Below are 20400 nucleotides of genomic sequence, written 5' to 3' on the forward strand. Positions count from 1 at the left end.
CGCGCCGTCCAGCCTCCGCGCGCCACGTACCGCACACTGCGCCGCTGTCCCGATTCTCCCTCTTCGAGGCTATATACGGGGTAAAGCCCGGGCTAGACACCTGAGGAAACCGGCCGTGACACCGCAAGGCCGCCGACCCCGACCCGCCGGAAAGGCCCTAGCGGGCACCCAGCTGGGCCAGCCCCTCCGTGGCGATCCGCTCGAAGACCGCGGTGTCGGCCTCGAAGACGGAATCGGCGATCGGCCAGTGGACGACCAGCTCGTCGAAGCCCAGCGCGGCATGGCTGCCGGCGAAGTCCACGAAGGCGTCCAGGGACTCCAGCGGACGGTCCGGGGAGAAGCCGGTCAGCATGATCTTCCGCAGTTCGGCGGGGTCGCGTCCCAGGTCCGCGCACGCCTTCTCCAGACGCTCGATCTGCCCGCGGATCGCCTCCCGCGACTCGGCCGGCGTACCGCCCGCGTTCGCGACCTTGGGGTCACCGGTCGTCACCCACGCCTGGCCGTAGCGGGCCGCCAGCTTCAGTCCGCGCGGCCCGGTGGCCGCCACCGCGAACGGCAGCCGCGGTCGCTGCACACAGCCGGGGATGTTGCGCGCCTCGTCGGCCGAGTAGTGCTCGCCACGGTAGGAGACGGCGTCCTGGGTCAGCAGCTCGTCGAGCAGTGCCGTGAACTCCGCGAAACGGTCGGCCCGTTCGCGCGGGGACCACGCCTCGTGGCCGAGCGCGGTGGCGTCGAAGCCGTTGCCGCCGGCACCGATGCCCAGGGTGAACCGGCCGTCGCTGATGTCGTCAAGTGAGATCAGTTCCTTGGCGAGGGTGACCGGGTGCCGGAAGTTCGGCGAGGTGACGAGGGTGCCCAGCCGCATCCGGGAGGTCGCGGCGGCGGCTGCGGTCAGCGTCGGGACGGCGCCGAACCAGGTCTGGTCGCGGAAGCTCCGCCAGGAGAGGTGGTCATAGGTGTACGCGGCGTGGAAGCCCAGCTCCTCGGCGCGCTGCCACACCTCCTTTCCGCCTTCGGACCAGCGGCGGACGGGCAGGATCACAGTGCTCAGTCGCATGCCTCCGAGCCTACGGCCGTCCCGGAGCGATCGGATCCGGCCTCGGGAGCGGCCCCGGGCCGGCCCGGCAACTGCGCTCCCGCCGGCCCCGGCCGGCCTCCGCGCCCGCCGCAGCGGCTCATCTGCGCCACCCACCGCACGCCTGTGCGTACCCGTACGCGAAGATGGCCCCGTGACTGACGCCTCCGCCACGCCACCCCGCGCGCCCGAGCCAGCCGTGACGCCCCGGCCCACCCGGCTGATCGCCACCGATCTCGACGGCACCCTGCTGCACGACGACAAGACGGTCTCCGACCGGACGATCGCCGCACTCGCCGCCGCGGAAGAGGCCGGCATCGAGGTCTTCTTCGTCACCGGGCGCCCGGCCCGCTGGATGGACGTGGTCAGCGACCACGTCCACGGGCACGGCCTGGCGATCTGTGCGAACGGTGCGGCCGTCGTCGATCTCCACCGTGGCTACCGGATCGTCGAGGTCAGCCAGCTGGACCGCGCCGTCGCGCTCGATGTCGTCCACGCCCTGCGCGCCGCGGCGCCGGGAACCTCCTTCGCCGTGGAGCGCACCGGCGGCATCCACTACGAGCCGCAGTACCCGCCCTTCCTTCTCGACCCGGCCGCCGCCATCGCCCCGGCGGAGAAGCTCCTCGCCGAGGGCTTCGCCCCGCCGCTGACCGCGGAGCCGGAGGCCGGCGCCGGCACCGACGGCCCGTATTCGTCCGACGCCGATCCGGCCGGGCCGGGCGCGGCGGGCGCCGCCTCCGGCGACACGGGCGCCGACCAGCCCGTGCTCAAGCTGCTCGCGCACCACCCCGAGATGGACCCCGACGCCTTTCTCGCGCTGGCCCGTACCGCCGCGGGCCATCTGGCCTCGTTCACCCGGTCCAGCCCCACCGCACTGCTGGAGATCAGCGGCCTGGGAGTCAGCAAGGCCGGCACCCTCGCCCGCTGCTGCGCCGAGCGCGGGATCTCGCCGCGCGAGGTCGTCGCCTTCGGGGACATGCCGAACGACATCGAGATGCTCACCTGGGCCGGCACCTCGTACGCCATGGCCAACGCGCACCCGGACGTGCTGGCCGCGACCACCCGCCGTACGGATTCCAACAACGACGACGGCGTCGCAGTCGTCATCGAGCGGATCCTCCGGCAGGGCTGAGCCGGGCCGCAGCGCCGAGCCCGGCGATGTTTCACGGTCTGTACTGTTTCACGTGAAACGGCCCGCTTCACGGCGGGCTTCGCCGAGGGGCGCTCTCCTCGCTCAGGCAGTTTCACGTTGCCGCACCGTTTCACGTGAAACAGCGCGACGGCTCGCTGCCGGGTCGGCCTTCGGTCCCGGGCACGCCGCTCAGAGCGGCGCCTCCCACATCACCATCGTCCCGGTACCGTCCTTCCCCAGCCCCGGGCCGTACGTGCTCGATCCGCCCAGCGACTCTGCTCGTTTGGCGAGGTTCTTGAGACCGCTGCGGCGGCCTCCCTCCGCGATCCCGACGCCATCGTCGGCGACCGTCAGCCGGACGCCGTCGGCGCCGTCCGGCAGCCTGACGGTCGCGTCGACCACTACCTCGATCCGCGATGCCGCCGCATGCCGGAAGGCGTTCGACAGCGCCTCACGCAGCGCGGCGATCAGGTTCTTGCCGGTCAGCTCCCCGACCCGGGCGTCGACCGGGCCGACGAAATGCGCCGACGGCTGGAAGCCGAGCGGCACGGCGGCGGTACCGATCTCGCGCAGTACCCGGGTCCGCAGCCCCGACGGCGCCTCGGCCGGGCCCTGCTGGAGGGCGAAGATCGCGGTCCTGATCTCCTGGATCGTCACGTCGAGTTCGTCGACGGCCTTGCCGACGCCCCGCGCCACCTCCGGCACCTCGGATCGGCGCTGTGCCGTCTCCAGCATCATCCCGGTCGCGAACAGCCGCTGGATGACGAGGTCGTGCAGATCACGGGCGATGCGGTCGCGGTCCTCGTAAACCGCGAGCCGCTCCCGGTCGCGCTGGGCGTCGGCCAATACCAGCGCCAGTGCGGCCTGCGCCGCGAACTGGGTGGCGAGCGTCCGCTCGGCGGCGGTGAACGGGCGTCCGCCGCGGCCCCGCGGTGTGGCGAGCGTGCCGAGCACCCGGCCACCGCTCTTGAGCGGCAGCATCATGCTCGGGCCGAAGCGCGGCGCGATGGCGGTGACCATGCGCGGATCGCTGGCCGAGTCGTCCACGAACACCGGCTCCCCGGCGAGGAGTTGCTCGGCCACCGGGCTGTCGGGCGGGATCTGGGTGCCCATGATCCCGGTGGGGTCGTCCGCCGACACCGCGACGATCTCCAAGCCGCCCTCCTCATCGGGCAGCAGCACGATGCCGGCCGCCGAATCCGCCAGCTTTCTGGCCTGCTCGGCGACCACCGCGAGCGCTTCGTCGACATCGCTGCCGGCGAGAAGCTCGGTGGTCACCGCCACCGAACCGTCGATCCACCGCTCCCGCTGCCGGGTCGCCGCGTACAGCCGGGCGTTGCCGATCGCGATACCGGCCTCGGTGGCGAGCACCCGCACCATGTGCAGATCCTCTTCGCTGAACTCCCCGCCGCGCTTCTCGGTCAGATAGAGATTGCCGAAGATCTCGCCCTGGACGCGGATCGGCACTCCCAGGAACGTGCGCATCGGCGGATGCCCCGGCGGAAACCCAGCCGACCGGGAGTCCTGCGTGAGGTCGGCGAGCCGCAGCGCCCGCGGCTCGTGGATGAGCGCGCCGAGCAGGCCCTTGTGGCCGTCGGGCAGCGCACCGATCCGCCGGTGCTGCTCCGCGGTCACGCCGTACGTGACGAAGTCCGACAGCCCCTCGCGGGCGTCGTCGATGATCCCGATCGCGGCATAGCGCGCGTCGGCGAGTTCGGCGGCGGTCTCCACGATCCGGTCCAGGGTGATGTGCAGATCCAGCCCTGCGCCGACCGTGCGCATCGCCTCCAGCAGCTGTGGCACCCGCGCGGTCAGCTCGGACGACAGCCCCTGGAGACTGCGGGTGGCCTCGGTGGCGGCGTCCATGGGGTCGGGACTCGCGTCGAGGCCCCCCAGGCGCGCGGGGTCCGACGGGGGTCCTGCCGTGGCTGACATGCCCCGAGCCTAATAAGGTCGCATTTCCGAGGAAAGTCCGGTTATGCGGGCATGGTGGCCTACTGGGCCCTCACCAGGGCAGTACCCTCCACCGCGGCCCCGGGGGCACCCGGCGCCAGCATCTGCGGATATGCCGCGTCCACCGCCCGCTCACGCTCCAGCATCCGCCGGAACGGGCCGTCGGCCGCGGCCAGCTCCGCGTATCCGCCGCGCTGCACGACCCGGCCCCGATCCAGGACCAGGACCTCGTCGACCGCGTCGAGGCCGGTGAGCCGGTGGGTGATCAGAACCGTCGTACGGCCCTCGGTAGCGGCCAGCAGATCGGCGGTCAGCGCGTCGGCGGTGGCCAGGTCGAGGTGTTCGGCGGGCTCGTCCAGGACGAGCACCGGGAAGTCCGCGAGCAGCGCACGAGCCAGGGCCAGCCGCTGCCGCTGGCCCCCGGACAGCCGGGCGCCGTGCTCGCCGACCATCGTGTCGAGCCCGTCGGGCAGCCCGCGCACCCAGTCCGCCAGCCGTGCCCGGTGGAGCGCGTCCCACAGATCCCGGTCATCGGCCGGGCCCCGATCCGGGTCCCGGCGCGCGAGCCGGAGGTTCTCCCGCAGCGAGCTGTCGAAGAGGTGCGCGTCCTGCGCGCACAGTCCGACCAGCCGCCGCACCGCGTCGCCGTCCAGCGCTCCGGCGTCCGTCCCGGCCAGGGTGTACGTCCCCGACTCCCGGTCCAGGAAGCGCAGCAGCAGCTGAGCGAGGGTGGTCTTGCCGGAGCCGGACGAGCCGACCACGGCGAGCCGGCGACCGGCCGGCAGCGTGAACCCGACACCGTCCAGCGCCGGCCGGTCCTGTCCGGCGTGACGCGCGGTCAGGTCCCGTACGACCAGCGGAAAGGGGGCGTCGGGAGCGGAGGCGGGCGCGGCCGGCTCATCGACCGGCGCCGGGGCGTCCAGCACCTCGAAGACCCGCTCGGCGGCGTGCCGGGTACGCCGGCGGTACTGCACGGCGAGCGGCAACCCGGCCACCGCCTCGAACGCGGCCAGCGGCGTGAGCACGATGACGGCCAGCGCCACCCCTTCCAGCCGCCCCGCGTGCACCGCCTGGACGCCAACCACCGCCGCGGCGGCGACGGTCAGTCCGCACAGCAGCGCGGAAAGGCCCGCGCCGGCACCGGCCGCCGCCGCCGAGCGGGACGCGATCCGGGTCAGATCCCGGTCCGCGCGCCGCACCGCTTCGGTACGCGCCCCGATGGCGCCGGCCACCGTCAACTCGGCCGTCCCGGTGAGCAGATCGACAACCCGGGTGGACAGCACCCCGCGGGCCGGGGCCAGTTGGCGCTCCGCCCGGCGGGCCAGCGCACCCGACAGCGCGGGCACCCCGGCGCCCGCGAGCAGCAGCCCGACCGCGAGGATCGCCCCGGCCTCGGGCAGCAGCCAGGCGGTGAACCCGACCGTGCCCGCACCGACCAGCAGCGCCGCCCCGACGGGCAGCAGCCAGCGCAGGAAGTAGTCCTGCACCGCGTCGACATCCGCCACCAGCCGCGACAGCAGATCGCCGCGGCGCCGCTCCTTGAGACCGGCCGGGGCCAGCCGCTCCAGCCGCCGGAAGACCGCCACCCGTACGTCGGCGAGCATCCGGAACACCGCGTCGTGCGCCACCAGCCGCTCGGCGTACCGGAAGACCGCGCGCCCGATGCCGAACGCCCTGGTCGCGGTCACCGCCACCATCAGATACAGCACCGGCGGCTGCTGCGAGGCCCGCGAGATCAGCCACCCGGAGGTCGCCATCAGGCCGACCGCGCAGCCCAGCGCAAGGCTCCCCAGCAGCAGTGCGAGCGCGAAGCGCGACCGGCGGGCGCCGGCCGTCCGCCGCAGCCGGCGCAGCGCCGAACCACCGCCGGAGCCGGGCAGGGCGGCCTCGCGCACGGCCTCGGGCTCCGCCGCCCGGACCGGAACGGAACCCGAACCGGAGCCGGAGTCCTCAGCCGCGGCGGTCTCCAGCGCGTCCGCGGCCGTGGCACCCGCCAGCCGCACCGTCCGGTCGGCCACCGCCAGCAGCGCCGGCCGGTGCACGACCATCAGGACCGTACGCCCGGCCGCGAGCCGGCGGACGGCCGCCACGACGGCCTCCTCCGTCCCACCGTCAAGGTTCGCGGTGGGCTCGTCCAGCAGCAGGATCGGGCGGTCGACCAGGAAGGCGCGGGCGAGCGCGAGGCGCTGCCGCTGCCCCGCGGAGAGCCCGGCGCCGGATTCGCCGAGCCTGGTGGCCAGGCCCTCGGGCAGCGCGTCGACGAACTCCAGCGCGCCCGCGTCCTCCAGGGCGGTGCGCACCGCCGCGTCCTCCGCGTCCGGCCGGGCCAGCCGTACGTTCTCGGCGATGGTCCCGGCGAAGAGGTGCGGGTGCTGCGGCACCCAGGCGATTCGGCCGCGCCAGCTCTCGGGTGAGAGGGCCGCGATGTCCTGGCCGTCGGCCAGCACCCGCCCCTCGGACGGTGCGGTGAAGCCGAGCAGCACGCTCAGCAGCGTGGACTTGCCGGCGCCCGACGGGCCGACCAGGGCGACGGTCTCCCCGGGCCGGACCTCGAACGAGGTCGCCGGAAGCGAGTCGGCGGCGCGTCCGGGGTGTCGGACCACCAGCCCCTCGACGGTCAGCGCGGTGCCCTCGGGCGCAGGCGCGGTACCGGGCGTCCGCGGCTGGGTCTCCAGTACGGCGAAGACCTCCTCCGCCGCGGACAGCCCCTCGGCCGCGGCGTGGTACTGCGCACCCACCTGCCGCAGCGGCAGATACGCCTCGGGGGCCAGCACCAGCACCATCAGTCCTGTGTAGAGGTCGAGTTCGCCGTTCACCAGGCGCATGCCGATGCCGACCGCGACCAGCGCCACGGAGATGGTGGCGAGGAGTTCCAGCGCGAACGACGAGAGGAAGGCGATCCGCAGGGTGCGCAGGGTCGCCCGGCGGTACTCGCCGGTGATGGCGCGGATGGAGGCCGCCTGGGCCTTGGCCCGGCCGAAGACCTTGAGGGTCGGCAGCCCCTCGACGACGTCGAGGAAGTGCCCGGACAGCCGGGCGAGCAGCCGCCACTGGCGGTCCATCCGCGACTGCGTGGCCCAGCCGATGAGGATCATGAAGAGCGGGATCAGCGGCAGGGTGACGACGATCGTCAGCGCGGAGATCCAGTCACCGGTGGCGATCCGGGCCAGCACCGCCACGGGGACCACCACCGCCAGCCCCAACTGCGGCAGATAGCGGGAGAAGTAGTCGTCCAGTGCGTCGATACCGCGGGTCGCCAGGGTGGTGAGTTCCCCGGTACGCATCTCCAGAGTGCCGTCCTGCGCGGCGTTCTCCGCGCCGCCCGCCGCCCGCCGCACCGTCGCCCCCGGCCCGAGCAGCGCCGCGCGCTCGACCAGCCGCATCCGCAGCTCGGACTTGACCGCCGCGCTGGCGCGGTGCGCGGCCAGCTCGGTGAGCCAGGAGACCACCCCGCGGCCGACGGAGACCGCGGCGAGCAGCGCCAACGGAGTGGCCAGAGCGCCGAGTTCGAGGTCGTGCCGGAAGGCTCCGACCACGATCTCGGCGATCAGCATGGCTTGGCCGACGACCAGGCCCGCTCCGGCAAGCCCGAGCACCACCACCGCGATGAGGAATCCGCGGGTGGCACGGGCGTATCGGAGCAGACGGGGGTCGACCGGTTTCACGTGAAACCTTCCGTTCTCCTGAGGCCCGCCGCGCGGGGCGGGGCTCAGCTAGTGGGCTTCGGCGATGTGTTGGGTGCCGATCCGCTTACGGAACACCCAATAGGTCCACGCTTGGTAGAGCACCACGATCGGTGCGGCGATCCCGGCGCACCAGGTCATGATCTTCAGGGTGTAGGGGCTGGACGAGGCGTTGCTGACCGTGAGGTTCCAGCTCTCGTTCAGCGTGGACGGCATGACGTTCGGGAAGAGCGTCAGGAACAGCATCGCGACCGTGGCGGCGATGGTGATCCCGGAGAATGCGAACGCCCAGCCCTCGCGCCCGAGTTTATTGGACCCGAGCGCCGCGACCAGCGCGACCACCGCGACGACCATGGCGATCAGGCTGGTGCCGTCGCCCTTGTCGGCCTGGGTCCAGCCCAGGAAGCCGACCGCGAGCACCGCCGTGACCAGCCCGAGCACACCCGCCGTCCGACGCGCCCGTTCCCGGATGTCGCCGACGGTCTTCAGCGACGCGAACACCGCACCGTGGAAGGTGAACAGCGTCAGCGTGACCAGCCCGCCGAGGATCGCGTACGGGTTCAGCAGGTCCAGGACGCTGCCGACGTACTCCTTGTGCGCGTCGATCCGAACGCCGTGCACGATGTTGCCGAACGCCACGCCCCACAGCACCGCGGGCAGCAGCGAGGTCCAGAAGATCGCATGCTCCCAGTTGCGCTGCCAGTGCTCCTCGGGCCGCTTGGCGCGGTACTCGAACGCGACGCCGCGCACGATCAGGCACACCAGGATCAACAGCAGCGGCAGATAGAACCCGGAGAAGAGGGTGGCGTACCAGTCGGGGAAGGCCGCGAAGGTCGCGCCGCCCGCACTGAGCAGCCAGACCTCGTTGCCGTCCCAGACCGGCCCGATGGTGTTGATCAGTACGCGCCTCTCGCTGCGGTCGCGGGCGAGGAGCTTGGTGAGCACGCCGATTCCGAAGTCGAAGCCTTCGAGGAAGAAGTACCCGGTCCAGAGGACGGCGATGAGGACGAACCAGACGTCGTGGAGTTGCACAGCGCCTCCTAGTACGAGAAGGCCATCGGCCGGTCGGCGTCTGAGGTGTCGCCGCCGATCTTGGTGGGCGGGTTGAGGTCGGAGTCGGAGAGCTCCTGGGGGCCGGCCTTGACGTACTTCACCAGCAGCTTGATCTCGATCACGGCGAGGATCGCGTAGAGCGTGGTGAAGACGATCAGCGAGGTGATCACCTCGCCCTGCGAGACCCCGGGCGAGACCGCGTCACGGGTGCGCAGCACGCCGTAGACCACCCAGGGCTGGCGGCCCATCTCGGTGAAGATCCAGCCCCACGAGTTCGCGATGAGCGGGAAGCCGAGGGTGACGAAGGCCAGCGACCAGTACCACTTGGACAGACGGGCACCGAGTGTCCGGTGCTTGGTGAGGGCGAGGTGCGGTGGTTCCTCGTCGCCGGTACGCAGCGACGGCGCGAGCCAGAACTTCTTCCGGGTGAGCCAGAGCCCGGCCAGTCCGACGGCGAACGACGTCATGCCGAAGCCGATCATCCAGCGGAAGCCCCAGTACGTGACCGGGATGTTGGGCCGGTAGTCCCCGGGCCCGAACTTCTGCTGCTCGGACTTGTTGACGTCGTTGATGCCGGGGACCGGCGACGAGAAGTCGCTGTGGGCGAGGAAGGAGAGCAGACCGGGTATCTCGATGGCGACCTTGTTGTGGCCCTTGGCGACATCGCCGTACGAGAAGACCGAGAACGGCGCGGGTGCCGCGGTGTCCCAGAGCGCCTCGGCGGACGCCATCTTCATCGGCTGCTGCTTGAACATCACCTTGCCGAGCGAGTCGCCGCTGAACGCGGTGAGCAGTCCGGCGATGACGAGCGTGACCAGCCCGAGCCGCAGCGACGTCCGCATGACCTTGATGTGCTTCTTGCGCATCAAGTGGTACGCGGAGATGCCCACCATGAAGGCCGCACCGGTCAGGAAGGCGGCGGTGAGGGTGTGGAAGACGACGACCAGGGTGGTGTCCTGGGTCAGCACCTTCCAGAAGTCGGTCAGCTCGGCACGGCCGGTGGCGTGGTTGTACTTGTAGCCGACCGGGTGCTGCATCCAGGAGTTGGCCGCGAGGATGAAGTACGCGGACAGCATCGTGCCGATCGAGACCATCCACATGCAGAAGCAGTGGATCTTCTTCGGCAGCTTGTCCCAGCCGAAGATCCACAACCCGATGAAGGTGGACTCGAAGAAGAACGCTATGAGGGCTTCGAAGGCGAGCGGGGCACCGAAGATGTCACCGACGAACCGCGAGTAGTCCGACCAGTTCATGCCGAACTGGAACTCCTGGACGATGCCGGTGACGACACCCATCGCGATATTGATCAGGAACAGCTTGCCCCAGAACTTGGTGGCCTTGAGGTACTGCTGCTTTCCCGTTCGCACCCATGCGGTCTCCAGTCCGGCCACCAGAGCGGCGAGGGAGATCGTCAGGGGAACGAAGAGGAAGTGGTAGACGGTCGTGATGCCGAATTGCCAGCGCGCCATAGTCTCTGGCGCCAAAGCCAGTTCCACGTCGCTGCCTCCTTACGTCGCCGATACACCACGGCAATGTCCCTTTTGCGTCACATAAAGCGGTACATACTGGGACCGAGCTTGTGAACGCGTTCACATTCACAAGCATTATCTCCTATCGCCTTCAAGCCTTGAGGAAGGGGGGTACGTGACCGCGGTCACGCTCGATTCCATGGCGCGTAAACGCTTATCCCGAGGTTACGTACACACCCTTCCCTCGGGCTTCAACATATTGTTGAATTCATCGCCATGAAGATCCGAATCTCCTGGCCCGCCGGGCATCTGACCGCCACCCTCGACGACACCCCGACCGCCGCCGCGCTGATCGCCGCGCTGCCCCTCCAGGCCACCGCGCACACATGGGGCGAAGAGGTCTACTTCGACACCGGCCTCACACCCGCCCTGGAAGCCGGCGCCCGCCAGGTCGTCGCCCCCGGCACCGTCGCCTTCTGGACCGAGGGCAACGCGCTCGCGCTCCCCTACGGCCCCACCCCGATATCCCGCGGATGGGGGTTCCCCCAAACAGAGTTCGGGGGAGAGTGCCGCCTCGCCTCGCCCTGCAACGTGCTGGGCCGCGTCGACGGCGACCCGCGCGCCCTGGCCACCGTCCGCGACGGCGACGTCATTCACGTAGAGCGGGCCTGAGCACCTGCCCCAGCCGGCACGGACGACCGGAGGCCGCGGGTCGGCGGACCCACGGCCTCGGTGCGATGCCGGCGAAGGCGCGGTGCCCGCCGCCGGCTCACAGCTCCTTGCGGAACTCCTCCGCCGCCCGCAGGAACAGATCCATCGCCGGCTGCTCGCCGATCGTCACGCGCACGCCCTCACCGGGGAACGGCCGCACGACCACCCCGGCCCGCTCGCACGCCGCCGCGAAGTCGGTCGTCCGCTCCCCCAGCCGCAGCCAGACGAAGTTCGCCTGCGACTCGGGAACCGTCCAGCCCTGGCCGACCAGCCCGTCGAACACCCGGGTCCGCTCGGCGACCAGCGCCTCGACCCGCTCCAGCAGCGCCTCCTCACTGCGCAGCGAGGCCACCGCCGCGTCCTGCGCCAGCTGGCTCACCCCGAACGGCACCGCCGTCTTGCGCAGCGCCGCGGCCACCGGCTCGTGCGCCACCGCGAAGCCGATCCGCAGCCCTGCCAGGCCGTACGCCTTGGAGAAGGTCCGCAGCACGCAGACGTTGGGGCGGTCCCGGTAGATCTCGATGCCGTCCGGCACCTCCTCGTCGCGGATGAACTCGCGGTACGCCTCGTCCAGCACGACCAGGACATCGCCCGGCACCCGGTCCAGGAACGACTCCAGCTCCGCCCGGCGCACCACGGTGCCGGTGGGGTTGTTGGGGTTGCAGACGAAGATCAGCCGGGTCCGGTCGGTGACCGCCGCCAGCATCGCCTCCAGGTCGTGGCCCTCACCGGGGGTCAGCGGCACCTTGACGGAGGCCGCCCCGGAGATCTGGGTGATGATCGGGTACGCCTCGAACGACCGCCAGGGGTAGATCACTTCGTCGCCCGGCCCGGCCGTCGCCTGGATCAGTTGCTGGGCCACCCCCACCGAACCGGTGCCGGTCGCCAGGTGCTCCACCGGCACCGAGAAGCGCTCGGCCAGCTCCGCCATCAGTCCGGCACACGCCATGTCCGGGTAGCGATTGAAGGACCCCGCAGCCGCCACCGCGCTCTCCATGACACCCGGCAGCGGAGGATAGGGGTTCTCGTTGGAGGACAGCTTGTACGCCACCCGCCCGCCGGTCGCCGCCGGCCGGCCCGGCTTGTACGTGGGGATGCCGTCCAGCGCAGTACGCAGCTTCGGGGTCTTCTCGCTCACCGCAGGTCCTCCTCAAAAACCGTCCCGCTCGTCTCCAATACTGCACACCTTATGAGGATTGCCCCGCCGGGCGGCAGCCCCAAAAAGGAGAGCATCCCCGACCCCCGGCCGCGCCGGGGGTCCGGCGTGCGCTCCCAGGGGCGCGCCACTCGTGATGCTGTGCGCCGGTGGCTCACTCCGTGGCGCGCGTCCCTCGTCAAGGTGACTTGAGACCTCTTCGAGACCTGGTCCCATCGACAGGCAGAGCCCTCAGATCTCCCATCGAACGACCAGGAATGGCACCAACTCCTTTAGTTTCCAAGGATGTTGACGGCATATCACCATGCAGAAACGTGCCTTCCCAGGGCCGTCTGTGGTCACCCGCTAATGGCCGTAGCGAGCCCTACTATCGGCTCGCCATGACAGCAGCAGGGAAGCACCAGGTGGGCCGGTCGACCGGTCGCCGACTGGGGCGGGCGGGTATCCGGGATGTGGCCGCCGCAGCCGGTGTATCGATCACGACTGTCTCCGACGCGCTCAACGGCAAGGGCCGGCTTCCGGATGCCACCCGTAGCCATGTCCGCGAGGTGGCCGACCGGCTGGGCTACCGCCCGTCCGCAGCCGCCCGCACGCTCCGTACCGGCAAGTCGGGCCTCATCGGCCTGACCGTGACGACATACGGGGATGAACCTTTCACCTTCACCGAGTTCGCGTACTTCGCCGAGATGGCCAGAGCCGCCACCTCCGCCGCGCTGGCCCGCGGCTATGCGCTGGTCATCCTCCCCGCGACCTCCCGCCACGACGTGTGGTCCAACGTCGCCCTCGACGGCACCGTGGTCATCGACCCGGCCGACGGCGACCCGGTCGTCACCGAGCTCGTCCGGCACGGCATCCCGGTCGTCTCCGACGGCCGTCCCGGGGGCGCCCTCCCGGTCACCGGCTGGGTCGACAACGACCACGAAACGGCCGTTCTCAGCCTGCTCGACCACCTCGCCGACGCCGGCGCCCGCCGCATCGGCCTGCTCACGGGCACCACCACCGACACCTACACCCGACTGTCGACCACCGCGTACCTGAACTGGTGCGAGCGGGTCGGCCAGGACCCCGTGTACGAGTCGTACCCCGCGCACGACCCGTGCGCCGGCGCCGTCGCCGCGGACCGGCTGCTGGCCCGCCCGGACCGCCCGGACGCGGTCTACGGACTCTTCGACCCCAACGGCACCGATCTGCTCGCCGCGGCCCGGCGCTACGGCCTCCGCGTACCCGACGATCTGCTGCTGGTCTGCTGCAGCGAGTCCACCGTCTACGCCACCACCGAGCCGCCGATCACCACGCTCTCGCTCAAGCCGCGCCGGATCGGCACCGCCGTCGTCCAGATCCTGATCGACGCCATCGAGGGACTCGACAACGGCCGCCCCGTCGAACAGGTGATACCGACGGACCTGATCGTGCGCACGTCCTCCCAGCGGCGCCGCCCGCGCACCACCGTCAGCCCGCCGCGCAGCCCGGCCGGCGACTGAGCGTGCTCCCAGGTATGAAGGACCGGGCGTACGGGCAAGCCCCGGGCGCCCTCTCCTGCGAGGAAAAAACAGGGCGATCACGGGAGAAATCCGTCGCGAACGCCGGTCTTCGCAGTATTGATCACCCCCGGGTGCGTCACAACCCGCGAGCGGCGTTCCTATGATGGGCGCACGACACCGCGGATCGCCGTCGACCAGGCAAAGGTCCGAGAGGTGCACGGCGGCGCAACGGTGGAGGGGTCGATGACTCAGGGGGCCAGGCAGGGACCCATGGTGTGGACCGTGGGGGCACAACCTCCGGCGTCCGTTCCGCCGCCCGGAGCACCGTCCGGCACGCCCGTCGTACCGCCGGCCGGTCCGCCGCTGCAGTTGCCCGCAGGCTCCCCGGTCGCGGCGCCTCCGGTCCAGCTGCCCGAGGACTACACCCCGACCGCCCGCGACCTCCCGGTCATCGGCCGTACGGACACCCTCATCGACCACCCGGTGGTGCTGCCGGTCCCCGAGCCCGCGGCCGCTCCCGACGTGCCCGGCGGCATGGGCCCGCTCTACGTCGTCGGCGACGTGCACGGCTACCACGACGAGTTGCGCGAGGCGCTGGCCGCCGAAGGGCTGATCGACGCCAACGGCGACTGGGCGGCGGGCAACGCCCGGCTGTGGTTCCTCGGCGACTTCACCGACCGCGGCCCGGACGGGATCGGCGTCATCGACCTGGTCATGCAGCTCTCCGCCCAGGCCGCGGCGGCCGGCGGCTACTGCAAGGCTCTGATGGGCAACCACGAGCTGCTGCTGCTGGGCGCCAAGCGGTTCGGCGACACCCCCGTCCAGTCCGGCGCCGGCACCGCGTCCTTCCAGGCGGCCTGGCTCCTGAACGGCGGCCAGAAGACCGACATGGACCGCCTGGAGGACCACCACCTCCAGTGGATGGCCCGCCTGGACGCCGTGATGGAGGAGGACGGGCATCTGCTCGTGCACTCCGACACCACCGCGTACCTCGACTACGGCGGCTCCATCGAGGCGGTCAACGACACCGTCCACGAGGTCCTGACGCGCAGCGACGCCGATGAAGTCTGGGATCTCTTCCGCAAGTTCACCAAGCGGTTCGCCTTCCGCGACGAGGCCGGCTCGCAGGCCGTCCGCGAACTGCTCGACGCCTACGGCGGCAACCGCGTCGTGCACGGCCACAGCCCGATCCCGTATCTGCTGGGCGAGGTCGGCGCGGAGGACGGCGAGGGCGACGGGATCGCGGTCAACGGTCCGCATGTCTACGCCGACGGCCTGGCCATCGCGATGGACGGCGGTATCACGATGGCTGGAAAGCTGCTGGTCGTGCAACTCCCGCTGACTGGCTGAGCGTTCTCCGGGCAGATCTACGCCAGGCCGGCGGGCGGCCTGGAGGGCGGGATCCGGTCGTGGCATTACTCAAATTCCGCAAACTCTCTGTCACCTCGCGCCGGAGGCGCTCTACCATCGGTCTATCCGTAGCAGGCTCTCCTCCGTTTCCGCCCACCGCCCGGCCCCGGCCGGCCCGTACGGCCCTACGGAGCATCGGGGGATCCACATGAACAGCGCTCCGCACCTGCTGAACGAGGACCGCGCGGAATTCGCGCGCATCCTTGATGAGGCGCTGCGTACCGCGGAATACCGCCCGGACGACCTCACCACCGTCACGGGAAGTCATCTCAACACCGAGCAGTTGCGCACGATGGCGCTCAGCGCGACCACCGCCATCGCCGCCTGCGCCACGGCCGAATACCAACGTTTCGTGCAGCTGCGTACCGAACTGCGCGCCCCGGCGTCCAGCGCATACGGCGTCGGCGCGCCCCGCTCGTCAGCGGACCAGACCTCTGACGAGCGCACCGGACCGGCCACCGCGACCGGTGGCGAGGCCACCGAATCGGCCGGCGTCGGACTTGCCGCGATGGCCACCGTCCTCGTCCCGGTCCTCGCCGGTATCGCGGCCGTCCTCTTCCTCCTCATCGGCTACGTACTGCGCGCCGTCAGCCCCGACCAGGCCGTCGCCCAACCGCTGATCAGCGTCGGCTGGATCTTCGCCGCGCTCACCGCCGCCGGCGCGCTGGTCGCGATGGGCGGGCTGGTCGTCACCGCGCTGCGCAACGGCGCGTCCTCCCGGGCCGTCAGAGACGACGAGCTGGTGGCCGCCCTGGACGGCGCCCACGACGCCTGGCGGCACGCCCTCCTGGAGCGCGGTCTGCTGCCCTTTCTGCGCGAGGCCCTGGCGGACCCGTCGGCCGACCCCGCCGACGACCCGGTCCGCTACGTTCCCGACCCGGCCCCGGCGCCGCAGCGCCGCATCCCCACCCTCGGCTACACCCGCCCCGACTTCACCAGCCCCGACACCGGCTCCTCCCGGTCCCGCCCCCGCTACTCCAGCCCGGACTTCACCAGCCCGGACTACGGCGGGCCGGATCACCAGCCGGAGTAGCGGCCGGCCGCCGCAGCGCCACCGGCCCGAAGTCGCCTCCCGTGCAAGCGACTTCGGGCCGGTCTGCGATGTTCGCCGTGTTCACGGTATTCGCGCCGTTCACGTTGTTCGCTCGGATCAGTCCGTGATCGGCGGACAGGCCCGTTTGCCGGCCGCCGCGAACCACCCCGATACGGCTGACATCACGCCGTCGGCCAAGAGGCGGCAACGGTACGGGTCTCCCTCAGAGGCGCCCAGGTCAGATGCGGCGTCGCCGCCGTACCGTCAGCATCCCGGCCGCGATCGCTCCGACGCCCACGCCGGCTCCGACGACAGTCCCTGGGACGGAGGCCAAGGCGCCGCCGACGGACGGGTCTTTGATCCAGAAGTGCGCCTTGGTGACGGCGTTTCCGCCGTGGCTGATCACACGAGCCCGCGCCTGGCGCGGTCCGGCATCGGCGCGCAGGCGCGCCACGCCCGTGTACTGACGACCGGAGAACGTGAGCGTCACCGGCGCCTCGAAGGCGGGTGACGTCACCTTCACCGTCTCTTCGTCGCTGTCACGCCACTCGTCCAGCCATGACGCCTCGACCTCCTGGCCAGGCGCACCCGTACTGACCCACAGCGCGGCCGACGGTGCGGTCTCCGGCCGCGCCGAGGGGGTGGCCGCAGCCGACGGCGCGAAGCAGGGCCGCCGCGATCCCGCAGGCGGTGAGCCCTGCGCAGGCGGCGCGAAACATGAAAAAACGCACCTTTCAAGCGTTCCGGCAACCAGCGCACTTTACCCCCCTCGTGCCTCCTGAGATGACCGTGGCAGAAGCACGTACATGGCTCAGCGCCTCCAGCTTCGTCCGGAGGCGCTGAGCCATTGCGATCCCTCGCTCTTGGGCAGCGGACCGGCACCCGTGATCACGGATGAAGGCCCGCCACTCCCCACCTCAGGAGTCGGCCAGCGGCAGGTAGACGCGGTTTCCGGCCGCGGCGAACTCCTTGGACTTCTCCAGCATCCCCGCCTCGATCTCCTCGGGGGTCGAGCCCTCGTCACCACCGAACTGCTCGGTGATGCTTCGGCTGATCTTCATCGAGCAGAACTTCGGCCCGCACATCGAGCAGAAGTGGGCCGTCTTCGCCGGCTCCGCGGGCAGCGTCGCGTCGTGGAACGCGCGCGCGGTGTCGGGGTCGAGGGCCAGGTTGAACTGGTCCTCCCAGCGGAACTCGAAGCGGGCGTCGGAGAGGGCGTCGTCCCATTCCTGAGCGCCCGGGTGCCCCTTGGCGAGGTCCGCCGCATGGGCCGCGATCTTGTACGTGATGACGCCGGTCTTGACGTCGTCGCGGTCCGGGAGGCCCAGGTGCTCCTTGGGCGTGACGTAGCAGAGCATCGCGGTGCCCCACCAGGCGATCATCGCGGCGCCGATACCGGAGGTGATGTGGTCGTAGGCGGGCGCGATGTCGGTGGTGAGCGGGCCGAGCGTGTAGAACGGCGCCTCCTCGCAGATCTCCTGCTGGAGGTCGATGTTCTCCTTGATCTTGTGCATCGGGACGTGTCCCGGGCCCTCGATCATCGTCTGGACGCCGTGCCGCTTGGCGATGGTGTTCAGCTCGCCGAGCGTCCGCAGTTCCGCGAACTGCGCCTCGTCGTTGGCGTCCGCGATGGAGCCGGGGCGCAGACCGTCACCGAGGGAGTAGGTGACGTCGTAGGCGGCGAGGATCTCGCAGAGCTCCTCGAAGTGCGTGTAGAGGAACGACTCCTTGTGGTGCGCCAGGCACCAGGCGGCCATGATCGAGCCGCCGCGGGAGACGATGCCGGTCTTGCGGCGGGCCGTGAGCGGGACGTACCGGAGCAGCACACCGGCGTGCACCGTCATGTAGTCGACGCCCTGTTCGGCCTGCTCGATGACGGTGTCCTTGTAGATCTCCCAGGTCAGTTCCTCGGCCTTGCCGTCGACCTTCTCCAGCGCCTGGTAGAGGGGCACGGTGCCGATGGGAACGGGGGAGTTGCGCAGCACCCACTCGCGGGTGGTGTGGATGTTGCGGCCGGTGGAGAGGTCCATGACCGTGTCGGCGCCCCAGCGGGTCGCCCAGGTCATCTTCTCCACCTCCTCCTCGATGGAGGAAGTGACCGCGGAATTGCCGATGTTGGCGTTCACCTTCACCAGGAAGTTCTTGCCGATGATCATCGGCTCGATCTCCGGGTGGTTGATGTTGGCCGGCAGCACCGCGCGGCCGGCCGCGATCTCGTCCCGTACGAACTCGGGCGTGACGTTCTCGCGGAGGGCGACGTACTCCATCTCCGCGGTGATCTCGCCGCGCCGGGCGTAGGCGAGCTGGGTCACCGCGGCGCCGTCCCGGCCCCGGCGCGGCTGGCGCGGCCGGCCCGGGAAGACCGCGTCGAGGTTCTTGAGGCCACCGCGCGGCGAGGTGTGCTTGATGCCGTCGTCCTCGGGGCGCAGCGGGCGGCCCGCGTACTCCTCGGTGTCGCCGCGGGCGATGATCCAGTTCTCCCGCAGCGGCGCCAGACCGCGGCGGACATCGGTATCGATCTGGGGATCGGTGTACGGCCCTGACGTGTCGTAGAGCGTCACGTCCTTGCCGTTGGTGAGGTGCACCCGCCGGACCGGGACCCGGAGGTCCGGACGCGATCCGGAGACATAGCCCTTGTGCCAGCCGATCTGCGGCTTTTCTCCGTTGTCGGAGACGCTTTCGGGCGTGCGTGCATCCTGCAGAGTCATATCGACCCAACTCCCTACGCCGGCATTACCCGGTAACAGGTTCGGCGGTCGACGCAGCGGCTTCCGTCCGCCGGCGTTTCACGTGAAACGCCGCTGGGACGGAGGTCAGCGCCCTCTCAGCCCGGTGCTCCGAGCTCCCGCGATTGCAAAGGTGGCACCACGGTAGCGGCCGATACGGCAGTGTGAACAGGGGGCCCCATCGCTTCTTGCGATGATCTGGCGGTGAGCCCTCCCGAGCACCAGCACCACGCTGCCGCCCACTCGCACTCCCACAGCCATGGGCCTGCGGCACCCGTCTCCCGGCACCTGCGCAAGGTCATCGCCGCGGTGCTGATCCCGTTCGCCGCCGCGGTGGCGGTCGGCCTGATCGTGCTGTGGCCGGGCGGCGCACCGCCGCATAAGCCGTCCGGTGTGGGCTTCGACCAGCCCACCGAACAGGCCAGAGTGATCAAGGTCGATGAGGTGGACTGCGCGAAGGTGCATGCCGAGCAGCAGCCACAGCCGACCTCGCCCACGGGGCAGCCGGCGGCCGGGGGAGCGGCGAACGGCAAGCCCTGCGAACAGGACACGATCAAGGTCACCACGGGGCCGAACGCCGGCCGGACCTTCCAGACGGTGGTGACACCGGACGCCCTGCGGCACTACACCACCGGTCAGAACGTGGTCGTCGCCTACTCCCCCAAGGCGCCGAAGGAACTCCAGTACTCGGTGACCGATGTCGACCGGACCCTGCCGATGTGGATGCTGGCCGCGCTCTTCGCCGCCGCGGTGGTGATCGTCGGGCGGCTGCGCGGGGTACTCGCCCTGGTGGCCCTGGCCGCCAGCTTCGCGGTGCTCACCCTGTTCATCCTCCCGGCGGTCCTCCAGGGCTCCGATCCGCTGCTGGTGGCGGTGATCGGCGGCAGCGCGATCATGCTGATCGCGCTCTACATGTGCCATGGGCTGACCGCCCGTACGTCCGTGGCGGTGCTCGGCACCCTCGCCTCGCTGCTGCTGATCGGGCTGCTCGGCTCGGTGTTCATCAACTGGGCCCTGCTCACCGGCAATACGGACGAGACGACCGGGTTGGTGCACGGCCTGTACCCGACCATTGAGATCCGCGGCCTGCTGCTGGCGGGGATCATCATCGGGTCGCTGGGGGTGCTCGACGATGTGACGGTGACGCAGACCGCGGCGGTGTGGGAGCTCAAGGAAGCGGATCCGTCGGCGGGTTGGCGCAAGCTGTACGGCGCGGCGATGCGGATCGGCCGGGATCACATCGCGTCCGTCGTGAACACCCTCGTCATGGCGTACGCGGGCGCCGCACTGCCGTTGCTTTTGCTGTTCTCGATCGCACAGAGCAGTGTCGGTACGGTCGCCACGAGCGAGGTGGTCGCGGAAGAGATCATCCGTACGCTCGTGGGCAGCATCGGGCTGGTCGCGTCGGTGCCGGTGACCACGCTGCTCGCGGCGATGGTGGTCGCGGCGGACCGCCCGGGACCGGACGACGGCACGCCGGCGCCGCCCGCCGGGGCACGGGGAGGGCGGCGCGGGGGG

The 20400-nt window shown here is 70.9% G+C and carries 14 protein-coding genes; 6 read left to right on the plus strand and 8 right to left on the minus strand.

The window, feature by feature from the left end; all coding sequences use genetic code 11:
- Positions 1-157: 157 nt before the first annotated feature.
- Complete coding sequence (locus ACO1BR_RS02740; RefSeq protein ID WP_426793413.1) at positions 158-1057, minus strand: LLM class flavin-dependent oxidoreductase; 900 nt, start codon at positions 1055-1057, stop codon at positions 158-160.
- Positions 1058-1229: 172 nt separating this feature from the next.
- On the opposite strand from ACO1BR_RS02740, the gene ACO1BR_RS02745 reads away from it, so the two are divergent.
- Complete coding sequence (locus ACO1BR_RS02745) at positions 1230-2207, plus strand: HAD-IIB family hydrolase (protein WP_426793414.1); 978 nt, start codon at positions 1230-1232, stop codon at positions 2205-2207.
- 189 nt (positions 2208-2396) lie between these two features.
- On the opposite strand, the gene ACO1BR_RS02750 is transcribed toward ACO1BR_RS02745, so the two are convergent.
- The 4 genes from ACO1BR_RS02750 to ACO1BR_RS02765 form a co-directional block, all read right to left on the minus strand.
- Positions 2397-4073, minus strand: a complete 1677-nt coding sequence (locus ACO1BR_RS02750; protein WP_426793714.1) for a GAF domain-containing protein — start codon at positions 4071-4073, stop codon at positions 2397-2399.
- Positions 4074-4201: 128 nt separating this feature from the next.
- The gene (gene cydD / locus ACO1BR_RS02755; RefSeq protein ID WP_426793415.1) at positions 4202-7825 is read right to left on the minus strand and encodes a thiol reductant ABC exporter subunit CydD; all 3624 of its coding nucleotides are present in this window, start codon (positions 7823-7825) and stop codon (positions 4202-4204) included.
- Positions 7826-7873: 48 nt separating this feature from the next.
- Positions 7874-8875, minus strand: a complete 1002-nt coding sequence (gene cydB, locus ACO1BR_RS02760) for a cytochrome d ubiquinol oxidase subunit II (RefSeq protein WP_426793416.1) — start codon at positions 8873-8875, stop codon at positions 7874-7876.
- An 8-nt stretch (positions 8876-8883) separates the two neighbouring features.
- Positions 8884-10392: a cytochrome ubiquinol oxidase subunit I gene (locus ACO1BR_RS02765; RefSeq protein ID WP_426793417.1), complete on the minus strand. Its 1509-nt coding sequence runs from the start codon at positions 10390-10392 to the stop codon at positions 8884-8886.
- A 249-nt stretch (positions 10393-10641) separates the two neighbouring features.
- On the opposite strand from ACO1BR_RS02765, the gene ACO1BR_RS02770 reads away from it, so the two are divergent.
- Positions 10642-11037 (plus strand): cyclophilin-like fold protein, encoded by a 396-nt coding sequence (locus ACO1BR_RS02770; protein ID WP_426793418.1) that lies wholly within the window; start codon positions 10642-10644, stop codon positions 11035-11037.
- A gap of 97 nt (positions 11038-11134) precedes the next feature.
- Here the strand turns inward: ACO1BR_RS02770 and hisC are convergent, their stop codons facing one another.
- Positions 11135-12214 (minus strand): histidinol-phosphate transaminase, encoded by a 1080-nt coding sequence (gene hisC, locus ACO1BR_RS02775; protein WP_426793419.1) that lies wholly within the window; start codon positions 12212-12214, stop codon positions 11135-11137.
- Between the two features lie 398 nt (positions 12215-12612).
- Between hisC and ACO1BR_RS02780 the strand changes: the two genes are divergently transcribed.
- From ACO1BR_RS02780 to ACO1BR_RS02790, 3 genes are all read left to right on the plus strand, one after another.
- Complete coding sequence (locus ACO1BR_RS02780; RefSeq protein WP_426793420.1) at positions 12613-13713, plus strand: LacI family DNA-binding transcriptional regulator; 1101 nt, start codon at positions 12613-12615, stop codon at positions 13711-13713.
- A 270-nt stretch (positions 13714-13983) separates the two neighbouring features.
- Positions 13984-15063 (plus strand): metallophosphoesterase, encoded by a 1080-nt coding sequence (locus ACO1BR_RS02785; protein ID WP_426793421.1) that lies wholly within the window; start codon positions 13984-13986, stop codon positions 15061-15063.
- A 208-nt stretch (positions 15064-15271) separates the two neighbouring features.
- Positions 15272-16156, plus strand: coding sequence for a hypothetical protein (locus ACO1BR_RS02790; protein WP_426793422.1), 885 nt, complete (start codon positions 15272-15274; stop codon positions 16154-16156).
- 238 nt (positions 16157-16394) lie between these two features.
- On the opposite strand, the gene ACO1BR_RS02795 is transcribed toward ACO1BR_RS02790, so the two are convergent.
- Together ACO1BR_RS02795 and thiC are read right to left on the minus strand one after the other, a co-directional pair.
- Positions 16395-16673 (minus strand): hypothetical protein, encoded by a 279-nt coding sequence (locus ACO1BR_RS02795; RefSeq protein WP_426793423.1) that lies wholly within the window; start codon positions 16671-16673, stop codon positions 16395-16397.
- A 400-nt stretch (positions 16674-17073) separates the two neighbouring features.
- Complete coding sequence (thiC, locus tag ACO1BR_RS02800; protein ID WP_426793424.1) at positions 17074-18864, minus strand: phosphomethylpyrimidine synthase ThiC; 1791 nt, start codon at positions 18862-18864, stop codon at positions 17074-17076.
- A 222-nt stretch (positions 18865-19086) separates the two neighbouring features.
- Between thiC and ACO1BR_RS02805 the strand changes: the two genes are divergently transcribed.
- The coding region (locus ACO1BR_RS02805; protein WP_426793425.1) for a YibE/F family protein at positions 19087-20400 on the plus strand (1314 nt) is incomplete at its 3' end.

Origin of the sequence: Streptomyces sp. YGL11-2 (assembly GCF_050054615.1) — a bacterium.
GTDB lineage: Bacteria > Actinomycetota > Actinomycetes > Streptomycetales > Streptomycetaceae > Streptomyces.

Coding starts and splice junctions, on each gene's coding strand:
- ACO1BR_RS02790 (WP_426793422.1), top strand. CDS start 15,272: ATGAACAGCGCTCCGCACCTGCTGAACGAGGACCGCGCGGAATTCGCG.
- ACO1BR_RS02750 (WP_426793714.1), bottom strand. CDS start 4,073: ATGGACGCCGCCACCGAGGCCACCCGCAGTCTCCAGGGGCTGTCGTCC.
- ACO1BR_RS02780 (WP_426793420.1), top strand. CDS start 12,613: ATGACAGCAGCAGGGAAGCACCAGGTGGGCCGGTCGACCGGTCGCCGA.
- ACO1BR_RS02740 (WP_426793413.1), bottom strand. CDS start 1,057: ATGCGACTGAGCACTGTGATCCTGCCCGTCCGCCGCTGGTCCGAAGGC.
- thiC (WP_426793424.1), bottom strand. CDS start 18,864: ATGACTCTGCAGGATGCACGCACGCCCGAAAGCGTCTCCGACAACGGA.
- ACO1BR_RS02770 (WP_426793418.1), top strand. CDS start 10,642: ATGAAGATCCGAATCTCCTGGCCCGCCGGGCATCTGACCGCCACCCTC.
- ACO1BR_RS02785 (WP_426793421.1), top strand. CDS start 13,984: ATGGTGTGGACCGTGGGGGCACAACCTCCGGCGTCCGTTCCGCCGCCC.